Genomic DNA, 17,415 nt, shown 5'->3' with positions numbered 1-17,415 from the left:
CAGGAGGCACGTCATGCAGCACTGGAGACGCACCACGCAGATCGCCAACCAGCTGTTCGAACAAGGCGAGCTGGTCGATGCCCGGGAACACTACCTGCAAGCGCTGGCATTGGCCCAGGTGCTGTTCGAGCGCTGGCATGACGTCGACGAGGCGGTGGCCGCGCTGGTCATCGCCCACCACAACCTGGCCGACCTGCACCTGCGTCTGAATCAGCCGCATGAAAGCGCCGATTACCTGTGCGCCGCCCACCAGCGGCTGCTCCAGGCCATCCAGGAGCAACGCCTGCCCCAGGCGCTGCGCGACGCCGCGCTGCGCCACAGTGGGCGGACCTACACCGAACTGCTGAGTTTCATCGCCGAGTACGGGCAGTACCCGCGTACCGAGCGCCTGCTCCATCGCCAGGCGCCGGTGGCCAGCGAACTGGTCGCGCAAGCGGAAACCACTCACAGCACAACAGCCTACGGAATTCACTGATATGTCCCACACCTTGCCTGCATTGCCTTACGCCTACGCTGCACTGGAACCGCACATCGACACCCAGACCATGGAGATCCACCACAGCAAGCACCACCAGACCTACATCAACAACCTCAATGCCGCCCTCGAGGGCAGCGAGTGGGCCGACTGGCCGGTGGATCAACTGGTCGCAGCGGTCAAGCAATTGCCCGAGAAACTGCAGGGCGCGGTGATCAACCAAGGCGGTGGTCATGCCAACCACACCCTGTTCTGGACGGTCATGTCGCCCACGGGCGGCGGACAGCCCCAGGGGCAGGTAGCAAAGGCCATCGATGATCAGCTTGGTGGTTATGCCGCGTTCAAGGAGGCGTTCACCAAGGCTGCGCTGACCCGTTTCGGCAGCGGTTGGGCCTGGCTCAGTGTCACACCGAAGAACACGTTGGTGGTTGAGAGCAGCGGCAACCAGGACAGCCCGTTGATGCACGGCAATACACCGATCCTCGGCCTGGATGTCTGGGAACACGCCTATTACTTGAAATATCAGAACCGACGCCCGGAATACATCGGTGCCTTCTACAATGTGGTCGACTGGTCCGAAGTGGAGCGTCGCTACCTTGAAGCCTTGAAGTGAGTCAGGCCGGTATGCGCTCGCAGGTGGTGTCTGTCAGCAGTGTGCGCCTGTTCCGCCTGGCGCTGGGGACCTTGCTGTTGCTGGTTGGCGCGGCATTGCTCGCGGCCCGTGGCATTGCCTGGTTGGAGCTGGAGCCCCGCATGTTGCGCGCCCTGGAGGGTGGAGCACTGTGCGCATTGGGGACGGCGTTGGGGGCGGTACCGGTGCTGGTCATTCGCAACATGCCGGTGGCATTGGCTGACACGCTACTGGGCTTTGGCGCGGGGGTGATGCTGGCGGCCACGGCGTTTTCCCTGATCATCCCCGGGCTGGACGCCGCCCAAGCGGTTGGTTTCAGTCCGTGGGGGGCGGGTGGTCTGATCAGCAGCGGCTTGCTGTTCGGGGCGCTGTGCCTGTTCCTGGTCGACCTGAAGGTCTCCGGTGCCTCGCCGGAGGCATTGGTTGGCACCGAGCAGCAGCCGGTGATTGCCGCACGGATCTGGCTGTTCGTCATCGCCATCATTGCCCATAACATTCCCGAAGGCATGGCCATAGGTGTTTCCGCTGGAGGTGGCATGCCCGATGCCGACAGCCTGGCCATGGGCATTGCCCTGCAGGATGTACCGGAAGGGTTGGTGATTGCCCTGGTGTTGGCAGGGGCGGGCATGCCGCGCTTCAAGGCTTTCCTGATCGGAGCCGCGTCCGGGTTGGTCGAGCCGCTGGCCGCGGTGATCTGCGCCTGGCTGGTGAATATCGCCGAGTTGCTGCTACCGCTGGGGCTTGCCTGTGCGGCGGGGGCGATGCTGCTGGTGGTAACTCAGGAGATCATCCCGGAGTCACGCAGCAATGGTCATCACCGGTTGGCGAGCCTGGGGCTGTGTGTCGGGTTCTGCCTGATGATGGTGATGGATACCGCGATGTCGTGAAACCTCTGCTGATTTGGCACGATCTCTGTAGGAGCGGCTTTAGCCGCGATCACCCGCGTAGCGGGTGCCAGATACCGTGTTGCCTGCATCGCGGCTAAAGCCGCTCCTACAGAGGGAAGGGCGTTTCACTCACCCTCGTCAAAGAAGTTGTTGATCAGTGCCACCAGCGCATCCATGGCATCGTTATCCTGCTCGCCTTCGGTGGCCAGGTGCACCTGGGTGCCCTTGCCGGCTGCCAGCATCATCACGGCCATGATGCTCTTGCCATCCACCAGTTTGTCCGGTGCGCGCCCGACGCGCACTTGGCAGGGGAAGCGCCCGGCCACGCCGACGAACTTGGCGGCCGCCCGGGCGTGCAGGCCCAGCTTGTTGATGATGGTGATTTCGCGGGCGGGCATCGTGGTGCGGATCCTGTGGGCTAGAGGTCGCGGTGGCGGACCTGGACGTTTTTCAGGGATTGCTGGAGCAACTGGCCCAGCCGTTCGGTGATGTACACCGAGCGATGGTGGCCGCCAGTGCAGCCGATGGCGATGGTGACATAGGCACGATTGCTGGCGGCGAAGCGTGGCAACCATTTGAGCAGGTAGGTGGAGATATCCTGGAACATTTCCTCGACATCCGGCTGCGCAGCCAGATAGTCGATCACCGGCTGTTCGAGCCCGGAATGTTCGCGAAGTTCCGGCTTCCAGTAAGGGTTGGGCAGGCAGCGCACGTCGAACACCAGGTCGGCATCAACGGGCATGCCGCGCTTGAAACCGAACGACTCGACGAGGAATGCGGTGCCAGGTTCCGGCTGATTGAGCAGGCGCAGCTTGATCGAGTCGCGCAGCTGGTAAAGATTCAGGCTGGTGGTGTCGATCTTCAGGTCGGCGAGGTCCGCGATCGGCCCCAGCAGCTCGCTCTCCACCCGGATCGCCTCGGCCAGCGAGCGATTGGCATTGGTCAGCGGGTGGCGGCGGCGGGTTTCGGAAAAGCGCTTGAGCAGCGTGTCTTCGTCAGCGTCCAGATAAAGCACGTCACACTGGATATGACGGTTACGCGCTTCTTCCAGTAGCTCTGGAAAGCGGGTCAGGTGGCTGGGCAGGTTACGCGCATCGATCGAAACAGCCACCTTGGGTTGCTGCAGCTCGGTGTTGATCAGTGCGTTTTCCGCCAACTGCGGCAGCAACCCGGCGGGCAGGTTGTCGATGCAGTAGTAACCGTTGTCTTCCAGTACGTCGAGGGCGGTGCTCTTGCCGGAGCCGGAGCGACCGCTGACGATGATCAGGCGCATGGTCAGGCCTCGTTCTGCACGTCCAGGACTACCTGGTACAGAGCCTCGTTGCTGGCGGCGCCGCGCAGGCGATCGCGAACCTCCTTGCGATCGAGCATGCTGGCGATCTGGCGCAGCAGTTCAAGGTGGGCATCGGTGGCGGCTTCCGGGACCAGCAGGACGAACAGCAGGTCGACCGGGGCGCCGTCGATGGCGTCGTAATCGATGGGGGCGTCCAGATGCAGCAGGGCGCTGACGGGCGCGGTGCAGCCTTCGAGCCGGCAGTGGGGGATGGCGATGCCATTGCCGAAGCCGGTGGAGCCCAGTTTTTCACGAGCGACGAGTTTTTCGAAGACGTCTTGCACCTTCAGCTCGGGTACTTGCTCGGCGATCAGGTTGGCGACCTTTTCCAGGGCGCGCTTTTTACTGCCACCCGGCACGTTCACGAGGGAACGGCCGGGGGTCAGGATGGTTTCAAGTCGGATCATGGATGAGGGGATCAGCGGGCGGCTGCACCTTGCAGCAAGCTTTGCTGTTTTTCCTTGTGTTTTTTCAGTTGGCGGTCGAGCTTGTCAGCCAGGGCGTCGATCGCTGCATACATGTCTTGGTGTTCGGCGTTGGCGACCACTTCGCCACCGGGTATCTGGAGTGTGGCTTCAACCTTCTGCTGTAGCTTCTCGACTTTCATGATCACCGTTGCATTGGTGATCTTGTCGAAATGACCCTCCACCCGGGCGAGCTTTTCAAGCACATAATCGCGCAGTGGTTGGGTGACTTCTACATGCTGTCCACTGATGTTGACTTGCATACAGCTTCTCCTTTGTTGCCCGTGCATAAAGAGGCAGGTATTGCACCTGCCACTGAAACGCTGTGGCACATCCGGGGGCTACATCAGTCGCTTGCGCTCGCTCGACGGGGCGATCCCCAACGACTCGCGGTACTTGGCGACGGTGCGACGGGCTACCTGGATGCCTTGTGCCTCCAGTAAACCAGCGATCTTGCTGTCACTCAATGGCTTTTTCTGATTTTCCGCCGCCACCAGTTTCTTGATGATCGCGCGGATCGCCGTGGACGAGCATTCGCCGCCTTCGGCGGTGCTCACGTGGCTCGAGAAAAAGTATTTCAGTTCGTAGATGCCACGCGGCGTGTGCATGTACTTCTGCGTGGTGACCCGGGAAATGGTCGACTCGTGCATGCCCACCGCCTCGGCGATGTCATGCAGCACCAGGGGCTTCATGGCTTCGTCGCCATGGTCGAGGAAGCCGCGCTGGTGTTCGACGATTTGCGTCGCCACCTTCATCAGCGTCTCGTTGCGGCTCTGCAGGCTCTTGATGAACCAGCGTGCCTCTTGCAACTGGTTGCGCATGAAGGTGTTGTCGGCGCTGGTGTCGGCGCGACGGACGAACCCGGCGTACTGCGGGTTGACGCGCAGGCGCGGAATGGCCTCTTGGTTGAGCTCGACCAGCCAGCGCTCGCTGTCCTTGCGCACGATGACGTCCGGGACCACGTATTCCGGCTCGCTGGATTCGATCTGCGAGCCGGGGCGCGGATTGAGTGTCTGCACCAGTTCGATGACCTGGCGCAGTTCGTCTTCCTTGAGCTTCATGCGGCGCATCAGCTGGCTGTAGTCACGGCTGCCGAGCAGGTCGATGAAGTCGGTGACCAGGCGCTGTGCTTCGCTCATCCAGGGCGTCGAGGCCGGCAACTGGCGCAATTGCAGCAGCAGGCACTCACCCAGCGAGCGGGCGCCGATGCCGGCGGGTTCGAACTGCTGGATGCGGTGCAGTACCGCTTCGACTTCATCCAGCTCGATATCGAGCTCTGGGTCGAAGCCGGCGCAGATTTCGTCGAGCGAGTCTTCGAGATAGCCTTGCTCGTTGATGCTGTCGATCAGGGTGACGGCGATCAGGCGGTCGGTGTCCGACATCGGCGCCAGGTTCAGTTGCCACAGCAGGTGGCTCTGCAGGCTCTCGCCGACCGAGGTGCGGGTGGTGAAGTCCCACTCGTCGTCGTCATTGCTGGGGAGGCTGCTGGCGCTGGTCTGGTAGATGTCCTCCCAGGCCGTGTCGACCGGCAACTCGTTGGGGATTCGTTCGGCCCACTCGCCATCTTCCAGGGTTTCCGCGCTGCTGCTGCTGGTTTCCTGGAAGCTGTTGTCCTGGACTTCGGTGGCCGGCTTGTTCTCGGCGTTGTCCGCCATCGGGTCGCTGTTGTCGAAATCGTCGCCGTCTTCCTGACGTTCGAGCATCGGGTTGGATTCCAGCGCTTCCTGGATTTCCTGCTGAAGGTCCAGGGTGGAGAGCTGAAGCAGACGGATGGCCTGTTGCAACTGCGGGGTCATCGTCAGTTGCTGGCCCATTTTTAGGACGAGCGATGGTTTCATGGCAGGGGCTTAATACCTTGTTCGCCGGCGCACATGCGCCATCCACTACGTAGGGCGCTTGGGCGCCGATTTTAAGCAAGTTATATGCCTGAAATTGCAGCGTTTGCCTAGAGCACTGTTACACTTAAGCCCGTCCCGGGCGTGTTTGCCAGTGCTCCGGGCAGGCCCTGGATCAGAGGCGGAACTCGTGGCCCAGGTAGACTTCCTTGACCAGCTGGTTGGCCAGGATGCTCTCGGCATCGCCTTCGGCGATCAGTTGACCGTCGTTGACGATGTAGGCGGTCTCGCAGATGTCCAGCGTTTCGCGAACGTTGTGGTCGGTGATCAGTACGCCGATGCCCTTGTTCTTGAGGTGGTGGATGATCTGCTTGATGTCGCCCACGGAGATCGGGTCGACGCCGGCAAAGGGTTCGTCCAGCAGGATGAACTTGGGCGCGGTGGCCAGGGCGCGGGCGATTTCGACACGACGGCGTTCGCCACCGGAGAGGCTCATGCCCAGGTTGTCGCGGATGTGGCTGATGTGGAACTCCTGCAGCAGGCTTTCCAGTTCTTTGCGCCGGCCGTCGCGGTCGAGGTCCTTGCGGGTCTCGAGGATCGCCATGATGTTGTCGGCCACCGATAGCTTGCGGAAGATCGAGGCTTCCTGCGGTAGATAGCCGATGCCTGCTTGCGCGCGGCCATGCATGGGCTGGTGGCTGACGTCGAGGCTGTCGATCAGGACGCGGCCTTGATCCGCCTGGACCAGCCCCACGATCATGTAGAAGCAGGTGGTCTTGCCGGCGCCGTTGGGGCCGAGCAAGCCGACGATCTGGCCGCTGTCGATGGACAGGCTGACGTCGCGAACGACCTGCCTGCCCTTGTAGCTCTTGGCCAGGTGCTGGGCTTTGAGGGTTGCCATTTACTCGGCCTTTTTCTTCGGTTGAATGACCATGTCGATGCGCTGACGTGGTGCAGTCACGTTGCCACCGCGACCGGCGGTCGCCACCTGGGTCTTGGTGTTGTAGACGATCTTCTCGCCTTCGGTGGTGTTGCCTTCGTTCTCGACCTTGGCGCGGTCGGTAAGAATCACCATGTCCTTCTGCGCCTGGTACTGGATGGTCACGGCCCAGCCTTTCATCTTGTCGGGCTTGGCGGCGCTCTGCTGCTGCTCGAAATAGGCCAGGTTGCCCACCGAGGTGACCACGTCGATGTCGCCGGAAGCGGCGCGGGTCATGGTCACGGTGTTGCCTTTGATCATCATCGAGCCTTGGGTGATGATCACGTCGCCGGTGTAGGTGGCCACGCCTTGCTTGTCGTCCAGGTGGGCGTTGTCCGCCTGGATGCGGATCGGCTGGTCACGGTCGTTCGGCAGGGCGAAGGCGCTCGCGCTTCCCAGTGCTACACCCAGGCTGAGCAGAAGGGGGATGGTTTTAACGAGCCTCATACTGTCCTCTTACGTTAGAGAGCAGGTCCATCCTGCCTTCTTTCAAATACGCTTTCATTCCTTTGCCCGTAGTCGTGCCACCGGCGCCGTCGATTCTAACGGCTTGCTCGGTCTGCGCATATTGCTTCTGCGGGAACACGGTCATGCGGGTGCTGGTAATGATGGTTTCGCGTTGCTTTTCGTCGGTGCGCGCCACGCGCACGTCATCGATCAGTTCGACCTCGGTGCCGTCCGGGTTGACCTCGGCGCGTTTGCTCTGCACGTGCCACGGGTACGCGGTGCCGCGGTACATGTGCAGGTCGGGCGTGGTCACCAGGGTGACTTCGCTGGCCTTGAGGTGTTCGACCTTGTCGGCGGTCATCTCGTACTGCAGCTTGCCGTCCGGCAGGAACTGCACGCTGTGGGCATTGATCGCGTAATAGTCGATGGCGCTTTCGTCGACCTGGGCGGTGGGCTGGTCGAGGAAGCTTTCCGGGCTGACGTTCCAATAGCCGACGGCGGCCAGCACTGCGGCAATCACGCCGAACAGCACAACATTACGAAGTTTCTTGCTGAACATGGGCGGCCTTACAGGTAGTTGGCGTTGGCAGCGTCCAGGGTGCCCTGGGCCTGCATGATCAGTTCGCAGAACTCGCGGGCGGCGCCTTCACCGCCGCGTGCCTGGGTCACGCCGTGGGCGTGCTGGCGAACGAACGGCGCGGCATTGGCCACCGCCATGCCCAGGCCCACCCGGCGGATCACCGGCAGGTCGGGCAGGTCGTCGCCAAGATAGGCGACCTGTTCATAGCTTAGGTTGAGTTCGGCGAGCAGGCCGTCGAGCACCACCTGTTTGTCCTCGCGGCCCTGGAACAGGTGCGGGATGCCCAGGTTCTTCGCCCGGCGCTCGACCACGGGGGTCTTGCGCCCGCTGATGATCGCGGTGGTCACGCCCGAGGCCATGAGCATCTTGATGCCCTGGCCATCGAGGGTGTTGAAGGTCTTGAATTCGCTGCCATCCTCGAGGAAGTACAGGCGGCCGTCGGTGAGCACGCCATCGACGTCGAACACCGCCAGCTTGATGGCCTTGCCGCGTTGCATGAGGTCCTGGTTCATTTACATCACTCCGGCACGCAACAGGTCGTGCATGTTCAGGGCGCCGGTCGGGCGGTCTTCGCGGTCGACAACCACGAGCGCGCTGATCTTGTGGTCTTCCATGATCTTGAGCGCTTCGGCGGCGAGCATCTCGGCGCGGGCGGTCTTGCCGTGGACGGTCATGACCTCGTCGATGAGGGTCTTGTGGATATCGATGCTGCGGTCGAGGCTGCGGCGCAGGTCGCCGTCGGTGAAGACGCCGGCGAGCTTGCCGTCGTTTTCCAGGACCACGGTCATGCCCAGGCCCTTGCGGGACATCTCGAGCAGGGCATCCTTGAGCAGCGTGCCGCGTTGCACCTGTGGCAGCTCCTCGCCCGAATGCATCACGTTCTCGACTTTCAGCAGCAGGCGTCGGCCCAGTGCGCCGCCCGGGTGCGAGAAGGCGAAATCCTCGGCGGTGAAGCCGCGTGCTTCCAGCAGGGCGATGGCCAGTGCGTCGCCCAGCACCAGCGCGGCGGTGGTGGAAGAGGTGGGGGCCAAGTTGAGCGGGCAGGCTTCCTGGGCCACGCGGGCGTCGAGGTTGACCTCGGCCGCTTGCGCCAGGGGTGAGTCCGGGTTGCCGGTAAGGCTGATCATCTGGATCCCCAGGCGCTTGATCAGCGGCAGCAGGGTGACGATCTCGGCGGTGCTGCCGGAGTTGGACAGGGCAAGAATGACATCGTCACGGGTGATCATGCCCATGTCACCGTGGCTGGCCTCGGCCGGGTGCACGAAGAACGAAGGGGTGCCGGTGCTGGCGAGGGTGGCGGCGATCTTGTTGCCGATGTGCCCCGACTTGCCCATGCCGACCACCACGACGCGTCCCTTGCTGGCCAGGATCAGCTCACAAGCCTTGACGAAGTTGCCGTCGATACGGGCCAGCAGGCCCTCTACGGCCTCGAGTTCCAGACGCAGGGTGCGCTGGGCGGAGTGGATCAGCTCGCTGGATTGGCTCATGTCGAAAACGCAATGCCTGATGAAAAGGCGGCGATTATAGCCGCAATGTGTGAAACGCTCATCCTTCGAATGTCACATATAGCTGTCAGCACCCTGAATGGAACGTTTGACGCCCTTGGGAAGGGCCTGCCAGCGGTGCTATAGTTCGCCGCTATTCGGCCTGCCAGGGACGCGTGTGCCTTCACGATGAAGGTGAACGTCCATTAGTGCGAGGCTGCACTAGCAAGGAGTCTAGATGAGTGTGGATAGCGCCTACGCGGTCGAGTTGAAGGGCGTCACCTTCAAGCGCGGTTCGCGCAGCATTTTCAGCAACGTGGACATACGTATTCCCCGCGGCAAGGTCACCGGCATCATGGGGCCTTCGGGGTGCGGCAAGACCACCTTGCTGCGCCTGATGGGCGCGCAGTTGCGCCCCACAGGCGGCGAAGTCTGGGTCAACGGGCAGAACCTGCCCGCGTTGTCGCGCAGCGACCTGTTCGACGCGCGCAAGCACATGGGCGTGCTGTTCCAGAGCGGCGCGCTGTTCACCGACCTCGATGTGTTCGAGAACGTCGCTTTTCCGTTGCGCGTGCACACGCAGCTGTCGGACGAGATGATCCGCGACATCGTCCTGATGAAACTGCAGGCGGTGGGGCTGCGTGGTGCCATCGACCTGATGCCCGACGAATTGTCCGGCGGCATGAAGCGCCGTGTGGCGTTGGCCCGTGCGATCGCCCTCGATCCGCAGATCCTCATGTACGACGAACCGTTCGTCGGCCAGGATCCGATTGCCATGGGTGTGCTGGTCCGTCTCATCCGCCTGCTCAACGATGCCCTGGGGATCACCAGCATCGTGGTTTCCCACGACCTGGCGGAAACCGCCAGCATCGCCGACTACATCTATGTGGTGGGTGATGGGCAGGTACTGGGGCAGGGCACGCCGGACGAGCTGATGGGGTCGGACAACCCGCGTATCCGCCAGTTCATGAAGGGTGACCCGGACGGTCCGGTGCCATTCCATTTTCCCGCGCCTGACTATCGCGCCGATCTGCTGGGGGCGCGTTGATGCGCAGAAAATCCTTACTCGAACGTATCCGTCTGTTCGGCCGTTCGGCCATCGACGTGCTCGCGGTGCTGGGGCGCTCGTGCCTGTTCCTGGGGCATGCGCTCAGTGGCCGTGGCGGCATCGGCGGTGGCTTCCAGCTGCTGGTCAAGCAGCTCTACTCGGTCGGCGTGCTGTCGCTGGCGATCATCGTCGTGTCCGGCGTGTTCATCGGCATGGTGCTGGCGCTGCAGGGCTACAGCATCCTCACCAAATACGGCTCGGAACAGGCCGTGGGGCAGATGGTTGCCCTGACGCTGCTGCGTGAGCTGGGGCCGGTGGTGACCGCCTTGCTGTTCGCCGGGCGCGCGGGTTCCGCGCTGACTGCCGAGATCGGCAACATGAAGTCCACCGAGCAGTTGTCGAGCCTGGAGATGATCGGTGTCGACCCGCTCAAGTACATCGTTGCCCCGCGCCTGTGGGCCGGTTTCATTTCGCTGCCGTTGCTGGCGCTGATCTTCAGTGTGGTCGGCATCTGGGGCGGTTCGTGGGTCGCCGTCGACTGGCTGGGCGTCTACGACGGTTCGTTCTGGGGCAACATGCAGAACAGCGTTTCTTTCAGCGACGACGTGATCAACGGGCTAATCAAGAGCCTGGTGTTCGCCTTTGTCGTTACCTGGATCGCCGTATTCCAGGGGTACGACTGCGAGCCCACTTCAGAAGGGATCAGCCGTGCCACCACCAAGACCGTGGTTTATGCCTCATTGGCAGTCCTGGGTCTGGACTTTATTCTGACCGCCTTGATGTTTGGAGATTTCTGATGCAAAACCGCACCCTGGAAATCGGTGTCGGCCTGTTCCTCCTGGCCGGGATCCTGGCGCTGCTGCTGCTGGCCCTGCGTGTCAGCGGGCTGTCGGCCAGCCCGAGCAGCGACACGTACAAAGTTTATGCGTATTTCGACAATATCGCCGGTTTGACGGTCAGAGCCAAAGTGACCATGGCTGGCGTGACCATCGGCAAGGTCACGGCCATCGATCTGGACCGTGATTCGTATACCGGTCGGGTCACGTTGCAGTTGGACAAGCAGGTCGACAACCTGCCGACCGACTCCACGGCCTCGATCCTGACCGCTGGCCTGCTGGGCGAGAAGTACATCGGCATCAGCGTCGGCGGCGAAGAAGCGGTTCTCAAGGATGGCAGCACCATTCACGACACCCAGTCGGCGCTGGTGCTGGAAGATCTGATCGGCAAGTTCCTGCTCAATTCCGTGGGCAAGGAACCGAAAGAAGCTCAACCGGCTAATTAAGGAGTTCCCATGATTTCGATCCTGCGACGTGGCCTGCTGGTGCTGTTGGCGGCCTTCCCCCTGCTGAGCATGGCAGCGCCTGGGCAGTCTGCCCGCGACGTCATCCAGGGCACTACCACTCAACTGCTGAGCGACCTGAAAGCCAACAAAGAGCAGTACAAGGCCAACCCCGAGGCGTTCTACAAGGCGCTCAACGACAACCTCGGCCCGGTGGTCGATGCCGACGGCATCTCCAAGAGCATCATGACGGTCAAGTACTCGCGCAAGGCCACGCCTGAGCAGATGCAGCGCTTCCAGGAGAACTTCAAGCGCAGCCTGATGCAGTTCTATGGCAATGCGCTGCTGGAGTACAACAACCAGGGCATCGTCGTAGACCCAGCCAAGGCTGAGGATGGCGACCGCACCAGCGTCGGCATGAAGATCACCGGCACCAACGGTGCGGTCTACCCGGTGCAGTACACCATGGAGAAGATCGGCGGCGAGTGGAAGGTGCGTAACGTCATCGTCAACGGCATCAACATCGGCAAACTGTTCCGCGACCAGTTCCAGGACGCCATGCAGCGTAACGGCAACAACCTCGACAAGACCATCGACGGCTGGGCCGGCGAAGTGGCCAAGGCCAAGCAGACCGCCGACAACTCGCCGGACAAGGAAGTCAAATGAGCGATGCCGCAGTGAGCATGGCCGAGCCTGGCGTCCTGCGCCTGGCCGGCGTGCTGGACTACCGCAGCGGCCCGGCCCTGCGCAAGCAGGGCAAGGCGTTGATCGCCGCCAGCGGCGAGGCCCGCCTGGTGCTGGACTGCACCGCCGTGGTGAAGTCCAGCAGCGTCGGCCTGTCGCTGCTGCTGGCCTTCATGCGTGACGCCCAGGCGGCCGGCAAGGCCTGCGAGCTGCGCGGCATGCCTGACGACATGCGGGAAATTGCCGAGGTCTATGACCTCGATGAGGTACTGGCGGGCTGATGGCCTGCCGCAAGGTGAAAGCCCCTCGGTCAGTGCGCCCCGTCTTGGGCTTCGCAGGCGAGGGGCTTTTTTGTATGATGGCCGACCCGCGCGCGTTGGGCGCCGATCGAGGTTGAGCATGCAGGCCGTAGAAGTCAAAAGCTTTCTGGAAGAGAAATTGCCGGGAACCCGGGTCGAAGTTGAAGGCGAAGGCTGCAACTTCCAGTTGAACGTGATCAGCGACGAGCTGGCCGGCCTGAGCCCGGTCAAGCGTCAACAGGCGATCTATGCTCACCTCAATCCGTGGATCTCGAACGGCAGCATTCACGCGGTAACCATGAAATTCTTCAGCAGCGCAGCCTGGGCTGAGCGCACCTGAGCCAACTTGGCGGCGAGAGACGTATGGACAAACTGATTATCACTGGCGGCCCGCGCCTCGACGGCGAAATCCGCATTTCCGGCGCGAAGAACGCCGCATTGCCAATCCTGGCGGCGACCCTGCTGGCCGACGGTCCGGTCACCGTGGGCAACCTGCCACACCTGCACGACATCACCACCATGATCGAGCTGTTCGGTCGCATGGGCATCGAGCCTGTGATCGATGAGAAGCTCGCGGTGGAGATCGACCCGCGCACCATCAAGACCCTGGTTGCTCCTTATGAGCTGGTCAAGACCATGCGCGCCTCGATCCTGGTGCTGGGGCCGATGGTCGCTCGCTTCGGTGAGGCCGAAGTGGCCCTGCCAGGTGGTTGCGCCATTGGCTCGCGTCCGGTCGACCTGCACATCCGTGGCCTGGAAGCCATGGGCGCGAAGATCGAGGTCGAGGGCGGCTACATCAAGGCCAAGGCCCCGGAAGGCGGCCTGCGTGGCGCGCACTTCTTCTTCGATACCGTGAGTGTGACCGGTACCGAGAACATCATGATGGCCGCCGCGCTGGCCAAGGGCCGCAGCGTACTGCAGAACGCCGCGCGCGAGCCGGAAGTGGTCGACCTGGCCAACTTCATCAATGCCATGGGCGGCAAGGTTCAGGGCGCCGGTACCGACACCATCACCATCGATGGCGTGGAGCGCTTGGCCTCGGCAACCTACCGCGTCATGCCCGACCGAATCGAGACCGGCACCTACCTGGTCGCCGCTGCCGTGACCGGCGGCCGCGTCAAGGTCAAGGATACCGATCCGACCATTCTCGAAGCCGTCCTGGAGAAGCTCAAGGAAGCTGGTGCCGACATCACCACCGGCGAAGACTGGATCGAGCTGGACATGCACGGCAAGCGGCCCAAAGCCGTCAACCTGCGTACCGCGCCGTACCCGGCGTTCCCCACTGACATGCAGGCGCAGTTCATCTCGCTCAACGCCATCGCCGAAGGCACTGGCGCGGTGATCGAGACCATCTTCGAAAACCGTTTCATGCACGTGTACGAGATGCACCGCATGGGCGCGCAGATCCAGGTCGAAGGCAACACCGCCATCGTCACTGGCGTCAAGGCGCTCAAGGGCGCTCCAGTGATGGCCACCGACCTGCGCGCTTCCGCCAGCCTGGTGCTGTCGGCCCTGGTCGCCGAAGGTGACACGCTCATCGATCGCATCTACCACATCGACCGTGGTTACGAGTGCATCGAGGAAAAACTGCAGATGCTCGGCGCCAAGATCCGCCGCGTACCGGGCTAGTCTGTGACCGGCGCAGGGACGCGCCAGCCGAATCGTATGCGGTCGGGCCCATGGCCCGGCCGGCTATAGCTGCTTAAGGACCGACGTTTCCCATGTTGACCATCGCGCTATCAAAAGGCCGCATTCTCGACGACACCCTGCCGTTGCTGGCTGAAGCCGGTATCGTTCCCACCGAGAACCCGGACAAGAGCCGCAAGCTGATCATCCCCACCACGCAGGATGACGTACGCCTGCTCATCGTGCGTGCTACCGACGTGCCGACCTATGTCGAGCATGGCGCCGCCGACCTCGGGGTGGCAGGCAAGGACGTGCTGATGGAATACGGCGGCCAGGGGCTGTATGAGCCGCTGGACCTGCAGATCGCCCAGTGCAAGCTGATGACCGCTGGTGTGACCGGGGCGCCCGAGCCCAAGGGCCGCCTGCGCGTGGCCACCAAGTTCGTCAACGTAGCCAAGCGCTACTACGCCGAGCAGGGCCGCCAGGTCGATATCATCAAGCTGTACGGTTCCATGGAACTGGCACCGCTGATCAACCTTGCCGACAAGATCATCGACGTGGTCGACACCGGCAACACCCTGCGGGCCAACGGCCTCGAGCCGCAAGAACTGATCGCCACGATCAGCTCGCGCCTGGTGGTCAACAAGGCCTCCATGAAGATGCAGCACGCCCGTATCCAGAGCCTGATCGACACCCTGCGCAACGCCGTCGAATCACGACACCGCGGCTGACCTCTGCGCGCGACCTCTGCTGTCGCGCCCGTCTATCCGCGTCATAGCCTTCTTTCTCAGGTGCCCGCGCGGATGGAGTGGTAGCTTTAGGGCGCCTGAACATCCGCTAATAACGAGGCCCTCGCCATGACCGTGTCCACTGCAATTGCCCGTCTCAACGCCGCTGACCAGGATTTCGCCCGACATCTGGATCATCTGCTGAGCTGGGAAAGCGTGTCCGATGACGCGGTCAACCAGCGCGTGCTCGATATCATCAAGGCCGTGCGCGAGCGCGGCGATGCGGCGCTGGTGGAGTTCACCCAGCGTTTCGACGGTGTCGATGCCAAATCCATCGATGACCTGATTCTCGACCGCGCTCGCCTGGAGCTGGCCCTGACCCGCATCACCCCGGTTCAACGCGAAGCCCTGGAGAAGGCTGCCAACCGTGTGCGTATCTACCACGAGCGGCAGAAGCAGGACTCCTGGCAGTACACCGAGGCCGACGGCACCGTGTTGGGCCAGAAGGTCACGCCACTGGACCGTGCTGGCCTGTATGTACCGGGCGGCAAGGCGTCGTACCCGTCGTCGGTGTTGATGAACGCCATTCCGGCGAAGGTAGCCGGTGTGTCCGAAGTGGTGATGGTGGTCCCGACGCCGCGTGGGGAGGTCAACGAATTGGTGCTGGCTGCGGCCTGCATCGCCGGGGTTGATCGGGTCTTCACCGTCGGTGGCGCGCAGGCCGTAGCGGCCTTGGCCTATGGCACCGAGAGCGTGCCGCAGGTGGACAAGATCGTCGGTCCGGGCAACATCTACGTCGCCACCGCCAAGCGCCATGTGTTCGGCCAGGTCGGGATCGACATGATCGCCGGCCCGTCGGAGATTCTTGTCGTGTGCGATGGCCAGACCGATCCGGACTGGATCGCCATGGACCTGTTCTCCCAGGCCGAGCACGACGAAGACGCCCAGGCGATCCTGGTCAGCCCGGATGCCGCCTTCCTCGACCAGGTTGCCGCCAGCATCGAGAAGCTGCTCCCCACCATGGAGCGTGCCGAGATCATCGAGAAGTCGATCAATGGCCGTGGCGCGCTGATCCAGGTGCGCGACATGCAGCAGGCGATCGAGGTGGCCAACCGCATCGCCCCCGAACACCTGGAGCTGTCGGTGGCCGATCCGCAGGCCTGGCTGCCGCAGATCCGCCACGCCGGTGCGATCTTCATGGGCCGCCACACCAGCGAGGCGCTGGGCGACTACTGCGCCGGCCCTAACCATGTGTTGCCGACTTCTGGTACCGCACGGTTCTCTTCGCCGTTGGGTGTGTACGACTTCCAGAAGCGTTCGTCGATCATCTTCTGCTCCGAGCAAGGGGCTAGCGAACTGGGCCACACCGCGTCGGTGCTGGCTCGTGGCGAATCGCTGACCGCCCACGCGCGCAGCGCCGAATACCGCATCCTCAACGAGAAGGGGAACTGAGCATGAGTCGTTTCTGGAGTCCCTTCGTCAAGGACCTCGTCCCTTATGTGCCCGGCGAGCAACCCAAGCTGGCGCGGCTGGTCAAGCTCAACACCAACGAGAACCCTTATGGCCCGTCGCCCAAGGCGCTGGAGGCCATGCGGGGTGAATTGAACGACAACCTGCGCCTGTACCCGGACCCGAACGGTGACCGGCTCAAGCAGGCGGTTGCCGAATACTACGGTGTAACGCCTGCGCAGGTGTTCGTCGGCAATGGCTCGGACGAGGTGCTGGCGCACATCTTCCACGGCCTGTTCCAGCACACTCGTGGGCCGCTGTTGTTCCCCGACGTCAGCTACAGCTTCTATCCGGTGTATTGCGGCCTGTACGGCATTGCGTTCGAGCAGGTGCCGCTGGATGAGCAGTTCCAGATCCAGGTCTCGGACTACAGCAAGCCCAATGCCGGGATCATTTTCCCCAACCCTAACGCGCCGACGGGTTGCCTGCTGCCGCTTCAGGCGGTGGAGCAGCTGTTGCAGGCGAACCGTGATTCGGTGGTGGTGGTTGATGAGGCCTACATCGATTTTGGCGGTGAGACGGCCATCAGCCTGGTGAACCGCTACGACAACCTTCTGGTGACCCAGACTCTGTCCAAGTCGCGCTCGCTTGCGGGGCTGCGGGTGGGGTTGGCGGTGGGGCATCCGGACCTGATCGAGGCGCTGGAGCGGATCAAGAACAGCTTCAACTCCTACCCGCTGGATCGCATGGCGATCGTTGGCGCGGCGGTGGCGTTCGAGGACCGTGCGTATTTCGACGAGACCTGCCGCAAGGTGATCGAAAGCCGGGAGGTGTTGGTCGCTGAGTTGGTGGCACGTGGGTTCGAGGTGCTGCCTTCGGCGGCGAACTTCATCTTTGCTCGTCATCCTTCGCAGGATGCGGCGGGGATCGCGGCGCGGCTGCGGGAGCAGGGGGTGATTGTGCGGCACTTCAAGCAGGCGCGGATTGCGCAGTTCCTGCGGATTACGATTGGGACGCCGGAGATGAACCAGGCGTTGCTTGATGCGCTTTAAGTGGTGGTTGGTTTGAGCGTTTGACTGAAGGGCGGGTTGGGGCGTATCTGGTTACGTTTCAATTCGCCCTTGTTGTTGTTGTTGGTGGTGGTTTTTCATGTTGTGGGCATATCCATTTGCTATATGGACGCTGAC

The 17,415-nt window shown here is 62.6% G+C and carries 23 protein-coding genes; 13 read left to right on the top strand and 10 right to left on the bottom strand.

The genetic code is table 11. The features are described from left to right. Positions 1–13 precede the first annotated feature (13 nt). The 3 genes from NGM28_RS10960 to NGM28_RS10950 are packed head-to-tail and all read left to right on the top strand — an operon-like array spanning position 14 to position 1,993. Positions 14–475: a DUF2753 family protein gene (locus tag NGM28_RS10960; RefSeq protein ID WP_252090137.1), complete on the top strand. Its 462-nt coding sequence runs from the start codon at positions 14–16 to the stop codon at positions 473–475. Position 476: 1 nt separating this feature from the next. After that, complete coding sequence (locus tag NGM28_RS10955; protein ID WP_252090136.1) at positions 477–1,088, top strand: superoxide dismutase; 612 nt, start codon at positions 477–479, stop codon at positions 1,086–1,088. Positions 1,089–1,099: 11 nt separating this feature from the next. Continuing rightward, positions 1,100–1,993 carry a ZIP family metal transporter gene (locus tag NGM28_RS10950; RefSeq protein ID WP_252090287.1) on the top strand — a complete coding sequence of 298 codons (894 nt, stop codon included), beginning with the start codon at positions 1,100–1,102 and terminating at the stop codon, positions 1,991–1,993. Between the two features lie 125 nt (positions 1,994–2,118). Here NGM28_RS10950 and NGM28_RS10945 read toward each other — a convergent pair whose 3' ends face one another. The 10 genes from NGM28_RS10945 to NGM28_RS10900 all read right to left on the bottom strand — a co-directional run bounded on the left by NGM28_RS10945 (position 2,119) and on the right by NGM28_RS10900 (position 9,118). Then, on the bottom strand, positions 2,119–2,391 hold the full coding sequence (locus NGM28_RS10945) for an HPr family phosphocarrier protein (protein WP_011532412.1): 273 nt from the start codon (positions 2,389–2,391) through the stop codon (positions 2,119–2,121). 20 nt (positions 2,392–2,411) lie between these two features. Then, positions 2,412–3,266, bottom strand: a complete 855-nt coding sequence (gene rapZ, locus NGM28_RS10940; RefSeq protein WP_240065617.1) for an RNase adapter RapZ — start codon at positions 3,264–3,266, stop codon at positions 2,412–2,414. A 2-nt stretch (positions 3,267–3,268) separates the two neighbouring features. Next, positions 3,269–3,733, bottom strand: a complete 465-nt coding sequence (ptsN, locus tag NGM28_RS10935; protein ID WP_252090135.1) for a PTS IIA-like nitrogen regulatory protein PtsN — start codon at positions 3,731–3,733, stop codon at positions 3,269–3,271. 11 nt (positions 3,734–3,744) lie between these two features. Continuing rightward, complete coding sequence (gene hpf, locus NGM28_RS10930; RefSeq protein WP_011532415.1) at positions 3,745–4,053, bottom strand: ribosome hibernation-promoting factor, HPF/YfiA family; 309 nt, start codon at positions 4,051–4,053, stop codon at positions 3,745–3,747. A gap of 78 nt (positions 4,054–4,131) precedes the next feature. Beyond that, the gene (locus NGM28_RS10925) at positions 4,132–5,628 is read right to left on the bottom strand and encodes an RNA polymerase factor sigma-54 (RefSeq protein WP_240065618.1); all 1,497 of its coding nucleotides are present in this window, start codon (positions 5,626–5,628) and stop codon (positions 4,132–4,134) included. A gap of 172 nt (positions 5,629–5,800) precedes the next feature. Further along, complete coding sequence (lptB, locus tag NGM28_RS10920; RefSeq protein ID WP_252090134.1) at positions 5,801–6,526, bottom strand: LPS export ABC transporter ATP-binding protein; 726 nt, start codon at positions 6,524–6,526, stop codon at positions 5,801–5,803. After that, complete coding sequence (lptA, locus tag NGM28_RS10915; RefSeq protein ID WP_011532418.1) at positions 6,527–7,051, bottom strand: lipopolysaccharide transport periplasmic protein LptA; 525 nt, start codon at positions 7,049–7,051, stop codon at positions 6,527–6,529. Then, a complete protein-coding gene (gene lptC / locus NGM28_RS10910; RefSeq protein ID WP_252090133.1) occupies positions 7,038–7,610 on the bottom strand; it encodes an LPS export ABC transporter periplasmic protein LptC in 573 nt (190 codons plus the stop codon). The genes lptA and lptC overlap by 14 nt, the downstream gene beginning before the upstream one ends. Positions 7,611–7,618: 8 nt before the next feature. Further along, positions 7,619–8,143, bottom strand: a complete 525-nt coding sequence (locus NGM28_RS10905) for a KdsC family phosphatase (protein WP_240065620.1) — start codon at positions 8,141–8,143, stop codon at positions 7,619–7,621. Continuing rightward, a complete protein-coding gene (locus NGM28_RS10900) occupies positions 8,144–9,118 on the bottom strand; it encodes a KpsF/GutQ family sugar-phosphate isomerase (RefSeq protein ID WP_252090132.1) in 975 nt (324 codons plus the stop codon). A 235-nt stretch (positions 9,119–9,353) separates the two neighbouring features. On the opposite strand from NGM28_RS10900, the gene NGM28_RS10895 reads away from it, so the two are divergent. The 10 genes from NGM28_RS10895 (at position 9,354) to hisC (ending at position 17,280) form a co-directional block, all read left to right on the top strand. Then, the gene (locus NGM28_RS10895) at positions 9,354–10,163 is read left to right on the top strand and encodes an ATP-binding cassette domain-containing protein (protein ID WP_011532422.1); all 810 of its coding nucleotides are present in this window, start codon (positions 9,354–9,356) and stop codon (positions 10,161–10,163) included. Continuing rightward, positions 10,163–10,960, top strand: a complete 798-nt coding sequence (gene mlaE, locus NGM28_RS10890) for a lipid asymmetry maintenance ABC transporter permease subunit MlaE (protein WP_213659746.1) — start codon at positions 10,163–10,165, stop codon at positions 10,958–10,960. Before NGM28_RS10895 ends, mlaE begins: the two co-directional genes overlap by 1 nt. Then, positions 10,960–11,445, top strand: a complete 486-nt coding sequence (gene mlaD, locus NGM28_RS10885; RefSeq protein ID WP_011532424.1) for an outer membrane lipid asymmetry maintenance protein MlaD — start codon at positions 10,960–10,962, stop codon at positions 11,443–11,445. The genes mlaE and mlaD overlap by 1 nt, the downstream gene beginning before the upstream one ends. 9 nt (positions 11,446–11,454) lie before the next feature. After that, entirely contained in the window at positions 11,455–12,108 is a 654-nt protein-coding gene (locus NGM28_RS10880; RefSeq protein ID WP_252090131.1) for an MlaC/ttg2D family ABC transporter substrate-binding protein, read from the top strand. Continuing rightward, complete coding sequence (locus NGM28_RS10875; protein WP_240065623.1) at positions 12,105–12,407, top strand: STAS domain-containing protein; 303 nt, start codon at positions 12,105–12,107, stop codon at positions 12,405–12,407. Before NGM28_RS10880 ends, NGM28_RS10875 begins: the two co-directional genes overlap by 4 nt. A 118-nt stretch (positions 12,408–12,525) precedes the next feature. Next, positions 12,526–12,765 (top strand): BolA family protein, encoded by a 240-nt coding sequence (locus tag NGM28_RS10870; RefSeq protein WP_011532427.1) that lies wholly within the window; start codon positions 12,526–12,528, stop codon positions 12,763–12,765. Between the two features lie 23 nt (positions 12,766–12,788). Next, a complete protein-coding gene (gene murA / locus NGM28_RS10865; protein WP_011532428.1) occupies positions 12,789–14,054 on the top strand; it encodes a UDP-N-acetylglucosamine 1-carboxyvinyltransferase in 1,266 nt (421 codons plus the stop codon). Positions 14,055–14,146: 92 nt separating this feature from the next. Continuing rightward, positions 14,147–14,782, top strand: a complete 636-nt coding sequence (gene hisG, locus NGM28_RS10860; RefSeq protein WP_011532429.1) for an ATP phosphoribosyltransferase — start codon at positions 14,147–14,149, stop codon at positions 14,780–14,782. Between the two features lie 126 nt (positions 14,783–14,908). Next, complete coding sequence (gene hisD / locus NGM28_RS10855; RefSeq protein WP_240065624.1) at positions 14,909–16,231, top strand: histidinol dehydrogenase; 1,323 nt, start codon at positions 14,909–14,911, stop codon at positions 16,229–16,231. 2 nt (positions 16,232–16,233) lie between these two features. Beyond that, positions 16,234–17,280 (top strand): histidinol-phosphate transaminase, encoded by a 1,047-nt coding sequence (gene hisC / locus NGM28_RS10850; RefSeq protein ID WP_240065625.1) that lies wholly within the window; start codon positions 16,234–16,236, stop codon positions 17,278–17,280. The last annotated feature ends 135 nt before the right edge of the window (positions 17,281–17,415 follow it).

This window comes from Pseudomonas sp. MWU13-3659, assembly GCF_023757525.1.
GTDB classification, from domain to species: domain Bacteria; phylum Pseudomonadota; class Gammaproteobacteria; order Pseudomonadales; family Pseudomonadaceae; genus Aquipseudomonas; species Aquipseudomonas entomophila_E.
This window is presented reverse-complemented; position numbering and strand designations above follow the sequence as displayed.

Coding starts and splice junctions, on each gene's coding strand:
- NGM28_RS10905 (WP_240065620.1), bottom strand. CDS start 8,143: ATGAACCAGGACCTCATGCAACGCGGCAAGGCCATCAAGCTGGCGGTG.
- NGM28_RS10960 (WP_252090137.1), top strand. CDS start 14: ATGCAGCACTGGAGACGCACCACGCAGATCGCCAACCAGCTGTTCGAA.
- NGM28_RS10955 (WP_252090136.1), top strand. CDS start 477: ATGTCCCACACCTTGCCTGCATTGCCTTACGCCTACGCTGCACTGGAA.
- hisC (WP_240065625.1), top strand. CDS start 16,234: ATGAGTCGTTTCTGGAGTCCCTTCGTCAAGGACCTCGTCCCTTATGTG.
- NGM28_RS10900 (WP_252090132.1), bottom strand. CDS start 9,118: ATGAGCCAATCCAGCGAGCTGATCCACTCCGCCCAGCGCACCCTGCGT.
- mlaD (WP_011532424.1), top strand. CDS start 10,960: ATGCAAAACCGCACCCTGGAAATCGGTGTCGGCCTGTTCCTCCTGGCC.
- NGM28_RS10870 (WP_011532427.1), top strand. CDS start 12,526: ATGCAGGCCGTAGAAGTCAAAAGCTTTCTGGAAGAGAAATTGCCGGGA.
- NGM28_RS10895 (WP_011532422.1), top strand. CDS start 9,354: ATGAGTGTGGATAGCGCCTACGCGGTCGAGTTGAAGGGCGTCACCTTC.
- rapZ (WP_240065617.1), bottom strand. CDS start 3,266: ATGCGCCTGATCATCGTCAGCGGTCGCTCCGGCTCCGGCAAGAGCACC.
- hisG (WP_011532429.1), top strand. CDS start 14,147: ATGTTGACCATCGCGCTATCAAAAGGCCGCATTCTCGACGACACCCTG.
- mlaE (WP_213659746.1), top strand. CDS start 10,163: ATGCGCAGAAAATCCTTACTCGAACGTATCCGTCTGTTCGGCCGTTCG.
- NGM28_RS10925 (WP_240065618.1), bottom strand. CDS start 5,628: ATGAAACCATCGCTCGTCCTAAAAATGGGCCAGCAACTGACGATGACC.
- lptC (WP_252090133.1), bottom strand. CDS start 7,610: ATGTTCAGCAAGAAACTTCGTAATGTTGTGCTGTTCGGCGTGATTGCC.
- hisD (WP_240065624.1), top strand. CDS start 14,909: ATGACCGTGTCCACTGCAATTGCCCGTCTCAACGCCGCTGACCAGGAT.
- hpf (WP_011532415.1), bottom strand. CDS start 4,053: ATGCAAGTCAACATCAGTGGACAGCATGTAGAAGTCACCCAACCACTG.
- ptsN (WP_252090135.1), bottom strand. CDS start 3,733: ATGATCCGACTTGAAACCATCCTGACCCCCGGCCGTTCCCTCGTGAAC.
- NGM28_RS10880 (WP_252090131.1), top strand. CDS start 11,455: ATGATTTCGATCCTGCGACGTGGCCTGCTGGTGCTGTTGGCGGCCTTC.
- NGM28_RS10945 (WP_011532412.1), bottom strand. CDS start 2,391: ATGCCCGCCCGCGAAATCACCATCATCAACAAGCTGGGCCTGCACGCC.
- murA (WP_011532428.1), top strand. CDS start 12,789: ATGGACAAACTGATTATCACTGGCGGCCCGCGCCTCGACGGCGAAATC.
- lptA (WP_011532418.1), bottom strand. CDS start 7,051: ATGAGGCTCGTTAAAACCATCCCCCTTCTGCTCAGCCTGGGTGTAGCA.
- NGM28_RS10950 (WP_252090287.1), top strand. CDS start 1,100: ATGCGCTCGCAGGTGGTGTCTGTCAGCAGTGTGCGCCTGTTCCGCCTG.
- NGM28_RS10875 (WP_240065623.1), top strand. CDS start 12,105: ATGAGCGATGCCGCAGTGAGCATGGCCGAGCCTGGCGTCCTGCGCCTG.
- lptB (WP_252090134.1), bottom strand. CDS start 6,526: ATGGCAACCCTCAAAGCCCAGCACCTGGCCAAGAGCTACAAGGGCAGG.